We start from the raw sequence: 14,121 nt of genomic DNA on the forward strand, positions 1-14,121 counted from the left end.
GCGTAGTCCCAACGACTGACGTAGGGAATGAACATGATGTTGGTGCGGTTTTCAGCAATTTTTTCCATGCCGCGATGGAGGTAGCCAATCACCGGCTCGCAGTCAATGACATCTTCGCCATCAAGGGTCACCATTAATCGCAACACCCCGTGCATTGAGGGATGGTGTGGCCCCATGTTGATGACCATGGGTTCAGTGCGAGTCTCTATCGTGGGCATAGATGGCAGTTCCGCTAGAGGGTTGGAGGCTTACTGTTGATATGCTACACAGGTTTTCACCACTTGCCAATTCAAATTTGCTTATGGCTTAGATAATGGTGCCGTCGGGGATCACGGCATTTTTGATGATGACGACCACACCGCTGCGAATATAGAATCCCTGATCCTCTCGATTGGATTCTTCAACGTTGTCTTTGTTGATGATTTTGACATCGCGGCCAATGCAGGCATTTTTATCCACAATTGCCCGGCGAATGACACTGTTGGCCCCAATGCCGATGGGGATTTTATGTTGCAACCGTAGCTGGCTGCGGTGAGCTGAGTCTTGGTAGTAGTCTGCCCCCATCAGCAGGGAGTGATCAATGACACAGCCGGATTCCACGCGCGATCGCACCCCCAAGACCGAGCGGTGAACTTGGCATTCCTTGAGGATACAGCCCTCACTAATGATGGACTCCGTGATGGTGGCACTGAGAATCTTACTGGGGGGCAAATAGCGGGGACGAGTATAGATGGGGGCGTTTTCATCGTAGAAGCTAAAGGGCGGCTGGGGCTGTTGGGTGAGGGCAAGGTTGGCTTCGTAGAAGGAGCCAATGGTTCCAATATCTTCCCAATAGCCATTGAAGAGATAGGTTTGGACAAGGTGGGAACGGGCCGCAGCGGGGATGATTTCTTTGCCAAAGTCCGTGGCATCGGCCATTTGCTCCAACAGATCAATGAGGACTTGCCGCTTAAAGACATAAATCCCCATCGAGGCAATGTAGGGTTTGCGATGGGCTTCCTCGCTGGTCAGGCCATAGCGGGTGGTGTCCACTCGCATATCCCGGAGGGCATCCCCGCTGGGCTTCTCGCGAAAGTCAGTCACTCGCCCCGTACTATCTACCTTAAGGAGGCCAAAACTAGAGGCCGCCTTTTCCTCCACCGGCAGAACGGAAAGGGTAATATCGGCACCGGTGTCGCGGTGGCGTTGGACAAACAGGCGATAGTCCATGCGGTAGAGGTGATCTCCTGAAAGAATCAGGTATTCATCCACATCCCAGTCCGCCAACAGCCACAGGTATTGACGTACCGCATCAGCAGTGCCCTGAAACCAGTTGGGATTTTCGGGGGTTTGTTGGGCTGCCAGGACTTCGACAAAGCCGCCCGTCAGACCGGGAAAGGTGTAGGTACGGGCAATATGACGATTGAGGGAGGCCGAGTTAAATTGGGTAAGGACGTAAATATTATGGATTTCGGAGTTGATGCAATTGCTCACAGGAATATCAATGAGGCGATATTTTCCAGCAAGGGGAACCGCAGGCTTGGCGCGACGCTTGGTCAGGGGATACAGACGTGTTCCGGCACCGCCCCCAAGGATAATCGCCAGGACTCGTTTCATTGAAAACTCCATCTGAACGGCCACATCAACAGTGTACGCTGTGGCGGCACTTCTCTTTGCGAAGGGGACGCCTTTTGGTAAAGAAGCTACGTAATGGCATGATAATGATACTTGGTCGTTGATCCCAAGCGGGGAGTGGCAGCATGGGATTTGTGGACATTGCGATCGCGGATCTGGCGGCGGACTACGGCGTATCGGTCGAAACGGTCTGTGCGTGGTGCGATCGCTTAGGTATCCGCTATACCAGCCCACAAACACGCTTGCCCCTGGAAGATGCCAAAGCAATTATTTTGGCGTTGACGACCCCGGCGCCCGCCAACGATCAACCAGACACACCGCAATCGTAAGACCTGCTTATTGGGAGAACTATGTTAAAAAAATGCGTTTGGCTTGCGGTCGCTCTCTGCCTCTGCCTCTGGCAACTCACCACGGGCACAGCACTGGCCGCCGAACTGACCCCTGAAGTCCTGACTGTCCCCCTCAACAGCGAGGGCAAAACAATTACGCTGACGGAAAAACAATACCTAGAGGGTAAGCGCCTCTTCCAGTATGCTTGTGCCTCCTGCCATGTGGGAGGGATCACCAAAACCAACCCCAGCTTGGATTTGCGCACGGAAACCCTGGCCCTAGCCACGCCGCCACGGGACAACATTGAAGGCCTGGTGGACTACATGAAGAACCCCACCACCTACGATGGTGAGCAAGAAATTGCTGAGGTGCACCCCAGTCTGCGCAGTGCCGACATTTTCCCGAAAATGCGCAACCTGACGGAGAAGGATTTGGTGGCGATCGCCGGCCATATTCTCGTCGAACCCAAAATCTTGGGTGATAAATGGGGCGGTGGCAAAGTTTATTACTAATGACTCGTAACCAGGATTTCCCCAACACCCATGTACCAACCTCACTTTTGGCAACGATCTATCGGCTGGCTTTGTAGTGGTCTTTTGATTCTGCTGCTGACCTGGGCAATGGCGCCGGCAACAGCACTGGCAATCGCCGGTGTAGATAACTATGTGATCCAATACCTCAAGGTAACGGATACCGTAGAACTACCCCTCAATGCTCGCGGTGAGACCAAAACGTTCACCGCAGTTGATTTGACCCGTGGCAAGCGGCTCTTTGAGGAAAACTGCAAAAACTGCCATGTCGGTGGCAGTACGTTACCCAATCCTTTGGTGTCACTCTCTCTGAAGGATCTCAAGGGGGCAACGCCGCCACGGGATACGATCGCCAGCCTCGTGGCTTTCCAGCGATCGCCGCGATCCTACGATGGCAGCCAAGAGAGTTATTCCTGTCGCCGCGTGAGTGAGGACTGGTTGACGACGGAACAGCTTGAGACCTTAGCTGCCTTTATTTTGCGAGCGGCAGCCGTAGCCCCCGGTTGGGGCGTAGAAAGCTTTCCGGACAGTGCCCCCTAGGTTGGGAACTTTGCTACACTGACCTTTGATGAATCTTGCACCCCTTGATTTTTGGGGCCTTATCCATACCCTGACGCATTCCATGGAAGGAGAACTCCATTGAAAAAGCTATTCATTAGTGTTTGCGCGATTGCAATGGTTCTATTTGTCGGCCTTACCCCTGTGGCCTTTGCGGCAGATTTGGCCAATGGTGCCAAAGTCTTTAGCGGTAACTGCGCAGCCTGTCACATGGGGGGCGGCAATGTGGTAATGGCGAACAAAACCCTGAAAAAAGAAGCCCTTGAGCAATTTGGCATGTACTCTGAGGATGCCATTATCTACCAAGTGCAGCACGGCAAAAATGCAATGCCCGCTTTTGCCGGTCGTCTCACCGATGAACAAATTCAAGATGTGGCCGCCTACGTGCTCGATCAAGCCGCTAAGGGTTGGGCAGGTTAGGATTGCCCCCTCTGAAAATAACGATAAATAACGATTGAGGAAGGGTGTAGGGCTTGCTTCTACATCCTTTTTTGTTCTGTCACTGCCCTCCAGGTCCTACAAAGAGAAGTAGGGTGTTCTGTACCGCCTAGGGGACCCTCTCTGGCGCCAGGGCAATCCCTATAATGATGAAAGACTTGCATAATGTGCAAGGTTTGCTCCTACAAGAAGGCGGTACATTTGGGCTATGCCTGCTGCTCCATTGCCAGCAAATGAATCGGAACGACAACGTGCCCTTGAGCAGTATCGAGTCTTAGATACGCCCCCGGAACCGATCTTTGACGAGATTACCAATCTGGCGGCAGCAATTTGCCAAACTCCCATTGCTCTCATTAGTCTGGTTGACCGCCAGCGGCAGTGGTTTAAGTCTAAGGTGGGCATTGATGCCTGTGAAACTCCAAGGGACGTTGCCTTCTGTGCCCATGTCATTCTGCAAGATGAGCTAATGGTTGTGCCAGATGCTCGCCTTGATCCGCGCTTTGCCGATAATCCCCTGGTTACAGGCCCCCCCTATATCCGCTTCTATGCCGGGATGCCCTTGGTGACGCCGCAAGGGTATGGGATTGGTACCCTTTGCGTCGTGGACTACCAGCCGCGGGAGCTCAAACCTCTTCAACAGCAAACTCTGCGCACCCTTGGCCGCCAAGTCATTAATGAGCTGGAAATCCGCCATCACTTGGAGCTTACCCGGCAACAACTGGCCCACATCGAGCAGATGAGCAGTCTCCAAGGGGCGATCCTCAATAGTAGTAACCACGCCATTATTGCCACCCGTACCGATGGCATCATTACCTTGATGAATCGAGCTGCCCAGGAATGGCTGGGATACCCTGCCTCAGAACTAGTGGGCAAAGCGACTCCCGAACGTTTTCATGATCCCCAAGAGGTGGAACGCTATGCTCAGATTCTCAGTGCACAATTGGGGGAATCCATTCCTGCGGGGTTTGAGACTCTGGTGGCCCGGGCACGGCGTGGCTTGGCGGATGAGCAGGAGTGGACATTTGTACGGCGCGATGGTTCTTGCTTCCCTGTGTCCCTGTCAATCACCCCAATTCATGATACCCAAGGCCAACTGATTGGCTTTTTGGAGTTGGCAGTTGATATTACTGACAAGAAAAAAATTGAGGCGGAGCTGCGACTGCGGGAGCGAGCCATTGTTGCCAGCACCAACGGCATTGTCATTACCGACTACCGCCAACCAGACAATCCAGTGATCTACGCCAATCCCGCCTTTGAGCGAATGACGGGGTACCGTGCTATGGAAGTGATTGGTAAGAATTGCCGCTTTCTGCAGGGGGGCGATCGCCAGCAGCCGGGGTTAGAAATGCTCCGCAATGCAATTAAAAAAGGTCAATCCTGCCGTGTAGTGCTGCGCAACTACCGCAAAAACGGCCAGCTTTTCTGGAATGAACTTGCCATCTCACCCATTTATAACGAGTTTGGCGAAATTACTCACTACATTGGCATCCAAAGTGATGTCACCGAACGGCAGCGGGCACAGCTGTTTTTACAGCAGCAGGTGAAGCGCACGCTCCTGCTCAATCGTATTACTGAGGAAATTCGCCAGCAAATCGAGCGGGAAAATATCTGCCGTACAGCAGTTCAGCAAGTAGGAGCAACCCTCAATGTCAGTCGTTGCCTTTTGTTTGTCTATCAGGAGAATGCCCCTTCGCCAATGCAACTGGTGGCAGAATACTGTGCGCCGGGAGTGCCCTCTGTCAATGAGTGCGACCTTGATTTGACACAGATGCGTGCCCCGTTTCTGGTTTCGGTATTTGCCTCTGATGAGGTATTTAGCTGCGACGATGCGCAAAATGACGATCGCCTCATCCCCCTGCATGCCTACTGCGAAGCCTTGAGTGTGAAATCTGCGCTGATTGTGCGCACGGCCTATCGCAATCAAGCCAATGGTTTACTCATTTTGCACCAGTGCGATCGCCAACGGCGGTGGACAGATGCGATTAAAAGTCTCGTCAAGAGTGTGGCGGCCCAGGTGGGCATTGGCCTGGCCCAAGTACAGCTTCTTGAACAGGAAACCCGCCAACGTCAGCAACTGCAACAGCAAATGCAGCGGGCATTGCTCCTAAATCAAATTACCGAACAGATTCGCCAAAGCCTCGATACGGAAACGGTCTTTGAAACTACTGTGACCCAAATTGGGCAGGCCTTTGGTGTCAATCGCTGCTTGATTCATCGCTATGAACCCGGGCCGCCCCCCCGCATTCCAGATGTGGCTGAGTATCTGGAACCGGGCTACGCCTCCATGAGAGGCATCAGTATACCAGTGGAGAACAATCCCCATGCCTTGGCAGTTCTCAATGCGGATGCTGCTGTTGTCACCAATGATGTGACTCAGGATCCCCTTTTGGCCAATGCCATACACCTGTGCCATCAGTTCCAGATTCAGTCCATGCTGGCTATCCGTACCTCCTATAAGGGGGTGCCCAACGGCATCATTGGTCTGCATCAGTGCGATCGCCAGCGGCAGTGGACCCCCGAAGAAATTGAACTTTTGGAAGCCGTGGCCGCGCAAGTGGGGATTGCGATCGCCCAGGCGGAACTCCTACGCCACGAACAGCAGCAGCGACAATTACTCGCTCAGCAAAATCAAGAACTTGAACAAGCCCGCCTGCAAGCAGAACTGGCCAACCGTGCCAAGAGTGAATTTTTGGCCACCATGAGCCATGAAATCCGCACCCCCATGAATGCTGTTTTGGGCTTTACCAATTTGCTCTTGGATACCCCCCTCAATGAACAGCAACGGGACTTTTTACAAACCCTGCACCAGGCCGGTGAGGCACTGTTAACGATTATTAACGACATCCTTGACTTTTCGAAAATTGAATCCGGCAAATTGGTGCTCGAGCAGCAACTCTTCGATGTCCGCGAGTGTGTTGAGGACGTCCTCAGTCTGCTTGCCAGCAAGGCCGAGGAGAAACAACTAGAACTCCTCTATACCTGCACCCCCGAAACGCCAGCGCAAATCAAAGGGGACGTGACACGGCTGCGGCAGATTCTCGTGAACCTCGTGGGCAATGGCATTAAATTTACCCATGAAGGCCAAGTCGCTGTTCACCTAGGGGTGATCAAGCGCGAGGGCAAGGATTTTCTCCAATTTCAAGTTCAGGATACAGGCATTGGTATTCCCAGCAATCGCCTCAATCGGCTCTTCAAGCCCTTTAGCCAAGTGGATGCCTCAACCACTCGCCAGTATGGCGGTACCGGCCTAGGGCTAGTCATCAGCAAACGCCTCTGTGAGTTGATGGGCGGCGATATGTCCGTTGAGAGTACCGAAGGCCAAGGCACGACGTTCACATTTACAATCCTCGCTGAGGGAGCAAAACCCTATGTGCCGCCAATGGTTCATCCGGCTTTGGAAGGCAAGCGGGTCTTAGTTATTGATGACAATGCCGCCAGCCGTGAGAATCTCTGCACACTGCTGCAAAACTGGGGCATGTTGCCCATTGGCTATGGCGATCCCCAACTGGTTTTGGAGGCTCTGCCCCAATGGGATTTGGCGGTGATTGATTTGAATATGCCCCAAATGACCGGGCTTGAGCTGGCGGAGCGGTTGCAATCTCAGCCGTCCTTTCAGCAACAACCGATCGTGTTGCTCACGCCCCTGAGTTGGCTGGAACCCCCGAGTCACAAACAACTGATTGCTGCTCACGTGCCTAAACCTATTCGCCCCTTGAGCCTGCGGCAAACCCTGATTAGGGTACTCAGTTGTGAACTGGGAACCCAGTCTGCACTGCCTAAAACAGGCATTGATCCTAACTTGGGCACTCGTTTCCCCCTGCGTATTCTGCTGGCCGAAGATAATGCGGTGAATCAGAAACTGGCCTTGCACCTTCTCAAGCGGATGGGCTACCGCGCCGATGTGGCTGCCAATGGGCTGGAGGTGCTTGAAGCTCTGCAGCAGCGTCCCTACGACGTGATCCTCATGGATGTGCAAATGCCAAAAATGGACGGACTAGAAACAACCGAACGCATCTGTGCTCAATGGCCTCCCAGTCAGCGCCCCTGGATTATTGCCATGACGGCAAATGCCCTAGCGGGCGATCGCGAGCGCTGCTTTGCTGCCGGCATGGATGACTACATCAGTAAACCCATTAAAATTGAAGCCCTTGCCGCTGCCCTCAACCGCTGCCGCTGTCTCAATCCCAAGACCACCTATCCGCAACTGTGTGATCAGACGCACTTTGATAGCGACCATGGTCATCACAGTGCTACCCAATCAATCAGTTAGAGATATTTCTAGAGATATTTGGCTAGGAGCAAGTGGAGTTTCTCCTTAGTGGCTGTGGGTACTTTATCAAGGGGAGTGAGGATAGCATTCTTCAAGGCACAGTGGGCCTTAGAGACCGGTGGATGGGCATGGACACGTTTGACGGTTTCACAGATAATCGCTTGGGCATTTTTGACGTTGCGCTGCAAGTGACCCATAATCATCTCCACCGTTACTGAATCATGCTCTGGGTGCCAGCAGTCGTAGTCGGTAACGAGCGCTAGGGTTGCATAGGCAATCTCCGCTTCACGAGCCAACTTTGCTTCAGGGAGATTGGTCATGCCAATGACAGTTCCCCCCCAAGAGCGATACAGATTGGACTCCGCCAAGGTTGAGAAGGCAGGGCCTTCCATACATACGTAGGTACCTTGGCGATGAAGGGTGACATCGGGTAGGTTCAGATCAGCAATGGCATCCGCCAGAACCCCAGCAAGGACAGGACAAACGGGGTCAGCAAAGCCAATGTGCGCCACAATACCATCCCCAAAGAAAGTAGAAATGCGGTTGCGCGTGCGGTCAATGAACTGATCCGGAACCACGATATCAAGGGGCTTGACTGCTTCCTGGAGCGAACCCACCGCCGAGGCAGACAGGAGGTACTCGACCCCAAGGGATTTGAAGCCATAGATGTTGGCACGAAAGGGAATCTCCGTCGGCAGTAGATGGTGATGGCGGCCATGGCGTGCCAAAAAGACAACGGGAACCCCAGCAATCTTGCCGCAAATAAAGGCATCGGAAGGATCACCAAAGGGCGTAGTCAGGCGTACCTCTTCGACATCGGTAAGAGCCTCCATCTTGTAGAGACCACTGCCGCCAATAATGCCAATTTTTGCAGTCATGGAGATTCCTAAAACACCAATCGGCAATAGCTTAGCACTAGTTGGACGGTTTTAGATGCCACTGAGGGGATTGAACTGGTAGTTGGAGCCCTTGGGGCCATTGGGCCCCGGTGCCGCTTGGACGAGAGGAACCCGATTAAAGGTACCACTGGCGGTTTGCCCCTGAATTTGCACTCCTTGGCGCAGGAGCTGCTGGGTGCTGGCGCGATCGCCCCCTTTGGCCATGGCTTGGGCTAGGGCTTGGGTGGCATCGTAGGCCGTCGTGGTGCGCCAGCTAATCTGACCCCGCCACGCTTGCGCCGCCTGCTGAGCAAAGGGATCATTGGGGTTGGTACTCCAGGGCACCGCCAAAATCATGCCATTGATGGCACTATCTCCCTTGATCAAGAGATCGGGACCGTAGAGTTGATCACTCCCAAAGAATTGTAGTGGCGGAGTCTGGGTTTGATTGGCGATCGCCAGGGCAACGGCCTCGTTGACTCGAGCGCGACTGAAGGCCAAAACCACCGCATTGGCCGCCGCTTGCCGGGCCGCGGTCATCGCCGTGTTGGCATTAAAGCCGGCGGCCACATCCCTCTGTTGCACCACCTGAGCACCAAACTGCGGTAGGACGGCTGTCAACTTGCTTTTCAGTTCATTGCTATAGGGACTATCGCTGTTGTAAAAAAGAGCCACCTTAGCATGGGGTACTTTTTTCGCTACAGCCTCAGCTAGGGTCTGAGCGGCATTGTCAAGGTAGGTGTTGAGGAGTTGTTTCCCTTTTTCATTGAGGGATAGCGTCTGTACCTGCACCCTACTGTTGCCTTGGGGGATGACATTTGTGGTCAGGGGAGAAAGAGCGGCAATCCCTGCTTGTTCGTAAACCTGTAGGGCTGCACGACTGTTGGCGTCGGTACCATGACCCAGTACCCCTTGAATTGAACTGTTGATTAAATCCTCGGCCAAGCTGGTCACACCGTTGGGGCTGTTTTCATTCACAATGACGACTTCGAGGGGACGATTAGGTGCACTGGCATTAAACTGTTCTTGGTATTGAGCCACACCCCGCAGCACTTCCTTGGCGGTATCGGGACTGGTGCCAATGGGAACAACGGCAGCCATTGTCATAGGGTTGCCAGCTTGGCGAGCACGGGCATTGTTGAGATAAATGCGTGACTCTGGATCATTGGGATCGAGGGCAACCAGTTCTTGATATTTGGCGATCGCCAGCGCCCAGTCTCCCCGATCAAAGGCAAGGGCGGCCTCCTGCTTGAGGGCTACTCGCTGGGGATTGGGTTCGCTGATGAGAATGCGTTCCCCTTGACTGATGTAGGCGGCGTTGCGGGCGGTGGTTTTGCTCACCAGTTGGCTGCCACTGGTTGATCGGCCCGACAGCGATGGCGGGTTATTCTCACGGTTGGTCAAGAACAGCCGATAACTGAGGAAGCCCATGCCGCCCATCAGGAGTAAAGCCACCCCAAGGGCCACAGCAACGAGGGGCAGGGGCGATTTTTTGCTGCTATTGGCCCTGTTCGCTGGCTCCATGGCCTCACGGGGGAGCCCACACACCGCACAGTCGGGGCCAAAATTTTCGTAGGGCGGATGGGCACCGCTGGCATTGGGGTAGGTTCTGCCGTTTTTAGGCACACCGTCGCAAATCCAAGAACTGGGAGATGGTGCCATGGTGCCCCCCTTCAAGGGAATGTGAGTCAGTGTACTGTTTTAGGCACGGGCAAGCACAGGATTTTCCTCTTCTGCGTCTTCGGTTTCAGTCTCTTCTTCGAGGACAATCGTCATGAAGCGCAGAATATTTTCATTGAGGCGCATGGCGCGTTCAAGGGGGGCGATCGCCGTCCCCGGAGCGGTATAGGTCATCAGAATATAGTAGCCCTCCCGCAGCTTCTTGATCGGATAGGCAAACCGACGCTTACCGCGATTTTGTACCTTGAGCTTTGTAGCGCCCTGTTCTTCTAAAAAAGCGCGAAATTGGCTAATGGTTTGCTCCAATTGCTCTTCGCCCACATCAGGACGAATAATATAAAGCGTTTCGTAGTTACGTGTGATCATTTAGGTCAACTCCCTTTGGACAAATGGCCTTTTGACGGATGCAAAAAGCAAGGCTTTATAATTCTAGCACCGCAGTTTGCCATTCTTGGCAAGGAGAAAAGGGGACTCATTCACTATGGTGGAACGATTTGTGCGGGTGCAGACCACGGGGGGACAAATTCATTACGGCACACTGCAACTCAATCGTGAAGTGATTATTTGGGATGCAGCACCGTGGCTCCACGGCCAACCCACCCACCAAGTCCTCAGTCCCGATCGCTACCAACTGCTGGCTCCCTGCTCCCCCTCGAAAATCGTTGCTGTGGGGCGCAACTATGTCAAACACGCTGCGGAAATGGGCGATAGTGTTCCCCCTGAGCCATTGATTTTTCTGAAACCACCGACAACGGTTCAAGCCCCCGGCTGTCCCATTTGGTATCCGCCCCAAGTGCAGCGCCTGGACTATGAGGGGGAATTGGCGGTAATCATTGGTCGCCGTACCCGTGCCTGCCCTGAAAATGAAGCCCTTGAGCATATTTGGGGCTACACGATCGCCAACGATGTCACCGCTCGGGATCTGCAACAGCGGGAGCAGCAATGGACACGAGCTAAGGGGTTTGACACATTTTGCCCCCTAGGTCCTTGGATTGTGCGAGAGGTTCCCAGTGATGCGCGGTTGCAAACGTTTATTAATGAGGCGGCACCACCGGTCCAATCAGCAACAATTGATCAGATGGTTTTCTCACCCGCAAAGTTGGTGAGTTTCATTAGTTACGTGATGACGCTGCTGCCGGGAGATGTGGTATTGACGGGGACACCCGCAGGAATTGGTCCATTACAAGTGGGCGATCGCGTGCGCGTTGAGATAGAGGGCATTGGTAGCCTGCTTTCAGTAGTCACAACACCTGAGACCCCTTGGACACCCTCCTTGGGTCGCGCCTACTAGGAATAACTTCCCCAACGCCACCAATTCAATGCAAGATATTCAACCGAATAGAAAACCGGTTAGACGGGGTTGCAGCTCTTCAGAGCTTTCTGTATTTCTGTAATGGTGAGGAGGGGCGGGCGAGCCATAGCCCATACCTTTGCAACGGCCGACATTAAGATATGACATTAAGATATTAAGATTTTTGCTGCTTTTGACATTTTACGCAACAAAGTGGTGATAGAAGAAACTCCCCTGAAATACTTGAAATACTAAATACTAGAGGAAGAGTCCTAAATACGGGGGGCAAGTTTGTTGTGGCGTATCCTTTGCATATAGCCTTCATTTGGCACCAGCACCAACCCCTCTACAAAAGTTGTCGCACTGGTCAATACCTGCTTCCTTGGGTACGGCTCCATGGCACTAAGGATTACTTAGACCTGATCCTAATCCTCGCCAAATATCCCCGCCTCAAGCAAACCGTCAACCTTGTGCCCTCCCTGTTGCTCCAAATTCAGGATTATGTCAACGGGACGGCTCTGGATCCCTACCTGACAGCTACACTGACCCCGGTCGAGCAACTCACGGATCAACAGCGCTGGTTTATCATTGAGCATTTCTTTGATGCCCACCACCGCACCATGATTGATCCCCACCCCCGCTATCGTGAACTCTACGAGCAACGGCAAACTCGCGGGAAAACATGGTGTTGGCAAAATTGGCAGCCCCAGGATTATGGGGATTTGTTGGCTTGGCACAATTTAGCGTGGATTGATCCTCTGTATTGGCAGGAGCCAGAGATTGCCCAATGGTTCTCCCAAGGGCGGGATTTTAGCCTTAGCGATCGCCAGCGAATCATTGCCAAACAGCGGGAAATTCTTGGCCAAATCATCCCCCAGCATCGCGCCCTGCAACAGAGGGGTCAAATTGAAGTCACCACCACCCCCTACACCCACCCGATTTTGCCCCTCTTGGTGGATACCGATGCCGCAAAAGTGGCGGTTCCCAACATTGCCTTGCCCCAACAGCGGTTCCAATATCCCGAAGATGTTCCTCGGCATTTGCGGCGGGCCCGAGTTCTTTATGAACAATTCTTTGGGCGATCGCCCCGCGGACTGTGGCCGTCAGAGCAATCCGTAAGTCCAGCTATTCTTGAACCAATTGTCGAGCAAGGATTTGAGTGGATTTGTTCCGATGAAGCAATCTTGGGCTGGACAACGGGAACCTATTTTCACCGCAACGAAGCAGGGGTTGTCCAACAGGCTGATGTTCTTTACCAACCCTACCGCCTGACCACAGCCAAAGGGGATCTCAACATTGTCTTTCGTGATCACCGCCTCTCGGATTTGATTGGCTTTACCTACAGTGCCATGGCTCCCGAAGCAGCGGCAGCGGATTTACTCAAACAGCTTGAGGGCATTCGCCAGCAACTCATTGCCTATGAAAACAGCGGCCAGACCAGTTTACAACAGCCATGGCTAGTGACCATTGCCCTCGATGGTGAAAACTGCTGGGAATATTATCCCCGTGATGGCCTGCCCTTCTTAGAAAGGCTCTATCAAGGGCTGAGTGAGAGCGAGCACTTTGCCTGTGTTTCTGTGGCAGAGTATCTGCAACACTATCCCCCGCGGGCAGTGATTTCGGGCGCTACTCTCCACAGTGGCTCTTGGATTGATGGCAATTTCTGCACGTGGATTGGCGATCCGGTAAAAAACAAAGCTTGGGAGTATTTAGGGGCTGCCCGCCAAACCCTTGAACGTCACCCCGAAGCAACAGAAACAAACAATCCAGCGGCATGGCAAGCCCTTTTGGCGGCTGAAGGCTCTGACTGGTTCTGGTGGTTTGGTGAAGGCCACTCCTCGAACCACGATGCCATGTTTGATCAGCTTTTCCGTGAGCATTTGATGGCGCTCTACACAGCACTGGGGGAGCCGATTCCTGAGGTTCTCAAGGAGCCCTTAGAAGTTCACGAAGCCAAGGATACCTACCCGCCCCAAGGCTTTATTCACCCTGAGATTGATGGGGGCGGTGATGAGCAGGACTGGAACTTTGCCGGCCGGATTCAAATTGGTGGCAGCCGAGGGACGATGCACCGCCAAACCCTGATCAATCGCCTCTGGTATGGGGTGGATCACCTAAATATCTATCTACGTCTTGATGCCCCTACCCAGAAACAGCCCTTTGGCCATGAGATCAGTGCCATCCATTTTTGCTGGTACTACCCCAACAGGGTGACGTACAATAGCCCCCTCTCGGATCTGCGAGATTACCCCGATGAAGCACCCCTGAATTACCTGTACCACCATCAACTGGTCATTGACTTTGAAAACCAACAGATGACCTTCAAGGAGGCGATCGCCAACTATCAGTGGCAAGAGCGCCCCACCCATGCCCGCTATGCCTTGGGCATCTGCCTAGAAGTAGCGATTCCTTGGGCGGATCTGCACCTGCATCCCGATTGTGGTCTTCATCTACTGATTGTGTTGGCCCAGGATGGCTATTACTTGGATCATCTACCCCCAGAGCAACTGCTCTTTTTGACCACACCTTAGA

General features: G+C 53.3%; 11 protein-coding genes and 1 pseudogene. 7 read left to right on the forward strand and 5 right to left on the reverse strand.

What is annotated here, in order from left to right; translation table 11 throughout:
- A pseudogene (locus tag H8Q75_RS10590) lies at positions 1 to 218 on the reverse strand (NADPH-quinone oxidoreductase); the annotation flags it as partial.
- Positions 219 to 306: 88 nt separating this feature from the next.
- Positions 307 to 1,596 carry a glucose-1-phosphate adenylyltransferase gene (locus H8Q75_RS10595; protein ID WP_024124420.1) on the reverse strand — a complete coding sequence of 430 codons (1,290 nt, stop codon included), beginning with the start codon at positions 1,594 to 1,596 and terminating at the stop codon, positions 307 to 309.
- A 143-nt stretch (positions 1,597 to 1,739) separates the two neighbouring features.
- On the opposite strand from H8Q75_RS10595, the gene H8Q75_RS10600 reads away from it, so the two are divergent.
- From H8Q75_RS10600 to H8Q75_RS10620, 5 genes are all read left to right on the forward strand, one after another.
- The gene (locus tag H8Q75_RS10600; RefSeq protein ID WP_024124421.1) at positions 1,740 to 1,943 is read left to right on the forward strand and encodes a hypothetical protein; all 204 of its coding nucleotides are present in this window, start codon (positions 1,740 to 1,742) and stop codon (positions 1,941 to 1,943) included.
- A 21-nt stretch (positions 1,944 to 1,964) separates the two neighbouring features.
- On the forward strand, positions 1,965 to 2,456 hold the full coding sequence (psbV, locus tag H8Q75_RS10605; protein ID WP_024124422.1) for a photosystem II cytochrome c-550: 492 nt from the start codon (positions 1,965 to 1,967) through the stop codon (positions 2,454 to 2,456).
- A 30-nt stretch (positions 2,457 to 2,486) separates the two neighbouring features.
- Positions 2,487 to 3,014 carry a photosystem II cytochrome PsbV2 gene (psbV2, locus tag H8Q75_RS10610; RefSeq protein WP_024124423.1) on the forward strand — a complete coding sequence of 176 codons (528 nt, stop codon included), beginning with the start codon at positions 2,487 to 2,489 and terminating at the stop codon, positions 3,012 to 3,014.
- A gap of 99 nt (positions 3,015 to 3,113) precedes the next feature.
- On the forward strand, positions 3,114 to 3,452 hold the full coding sequence (gene petJ / locus H8Q75_RS10615; protein ID WP_024124424.1) for a cytochrome c6 PetJ: 339 nt from the start codon (positions 3,114 to 3,116) through the stop codon (positions 3,450 to 3,452).
- Between the two features lie 226 nt (positions 3,453 to 3,678).
- Positions 3,679 to 7,740, forward strand: coding sequence for a GAF domain-containing protein (locus H8Q75_RS10620; protein ID WP_297041586.1), 4,062 nt, complete (start codon positions 3,679 to 3,681; stop codon positions 7,738 to 7,740).
- An 8-nt stretch (positions 7,741 to 7,748) separates the two neighbouring features.
- Here H8Q75_RS10620 and H8Q75_RS10625 read toward each other — a convergent pair whose 3' ends face one another.
- Genes H8Q75_RS10625 through rpsF form a run of 3 tightly spaced genes read right to left on the reverse strand, consistent with a single transcriptional unit; the run spans position 7,749 to position 10,664 of the window.
- On the reverse strand, positions 7,749 to 8,618 hold the full coding sequence (locus H8Q75_RS10625) for an S-methyl-5'-thioadenosine phosphorylase (protein ID WP_024124425.1): 870 nt from the start codon (positions 8,616 to 8,618) through the stop codon (positions 7,749 to 7,751).
- A 51-nt stretch (positions 8,619 to 8,669) separates the two neighbouring features.
- Complete coding sequence (locus tag H8Q75_RS10630) at positions 8,670 to 10,280, reverse strand: ABC transporter substrate-binding protein (RefSeq protein ID WP_041429039.1); 1,611 nt, start codon at positions 10,278 to 10,280, stop codon at positions 8,670 to 8,672.
- Between the two features lie 39 nt (positions 10,281 to 10,319).
- Complete coding sequence (gene rpsF / locus H8Q75_RS10635; RefSeq protein ID WP_024124427.1) at positions 10,320 to 10,664, reverse strand: 30S ribosomal protein S6; 345 nt, start codon at positions 10,662 to 10,664, stop codon at positions 10,320 to 10,322.
- A 115-nt stretch (positions 10,665 to 10,779) separates the two neighbouring features.
- Between rpsF and H8Q75_RS10640 the strand changes: the two genes are divergently transcribed.
- Together H8Q75_RS10640 and H8Q75_RS10645 are read left to right on the forward strand one after the other, a co-directional pair.
- On the forward strand, positions 10,780 to 11,589 hold the full coding sequence (locus H8Q75_RS10640; RefSeq protein ID WP_024124428.1) for a fumarylacetoacetate hydrolase family protein: 810 nt from the start codon (positions 10,780 to 10,782) through the stop codon (positions 11,587 to 11,589).
- Positions 11,590 to 11,885: 296 nt separating this feature from the next.
- Complete coding sequence (locus H8Q75_RS10645; protein ID WP_024124429.1) at positions 11,886 to 14,120, forward strand: glycoside hydrolase family 57; 2,235 nt, start codon at positions 11,886 to 11,888, stop codon at positions 14,118 to 14,120.
- The last annotated feature ends 1 nt before the right edge of the window (position 14,121 follow it).

The organism is Thermosynechococcus sp. OHK43, from assembly GCF_014466085.1.
Lineage (GTDB): Bacteria > Cyanobacteriota > Cyanobacteriia > Thermosynechococcales > Thermosynechococcaceae > Thermosynechococcus.

Coding starts and splice junctions, on each gene's coding strand:
- H8Q75_RS10595 (WP_024124420.1), bottom strand. CDS start 1,596: ATGAAACGAGTCCTGGCGATTATCCTTGGGGGCGGTGCCGGAACACGT.
- H8Q75_RS10625 (WP_024124425.1), bottom strand. CDS start 8,618: ATGACTGCAAAAATTGGCATTATTGGCGGCAGTGGTCTCTACAAGATG.
- H8Q75_RS10640 (WP_024124428.1), top strand. CDS start 10,780: ATGGTGGAACGATTTGTGCGGGTGCAGACCACGGGGGGACAAATTCAT.
- psbV (WP_024124422.1), top strand. CDS start 1,965: ATGTTAAAAAAATGCGTTTGGCTTGCGGTCGCTCTCTGCCTCTGCCTC.
- H8Q75_RS10620 (WP_297041586.1), top strand. CDS start 3,679: ATGCCTGCTGCTCCATTGCCAGCAAATGAATCGGAACGACAACGTGCC.
- psbV2 (WP_024124423.1), top strand. CDS start 2,487: ATGTACCAACCTCACTTTTGGCAACGATCTATCGGCTGGCTTTGTAGT.
- H8Q75_RS10600 (WP_024124421.1), top strand. CDS start 1,740: ATGGGATTTGTGGACATTGCGATCGCGGATCTGGCGGCGGACTACGGC.
- H8Q75_RS10630 (WP_041429039.1), bottom strand. CDS start 10,280: ATGGCACCATCTCCCAGTTCTTGGATTTGCGACGGTGTGCCTAAAAAC.
- rpsF (WP_024124427.1), bottom strand. CDS start 10,664: ATGATCACACGTAACTACGAAACGCTTTATATTATTCGTCCTGATGTG.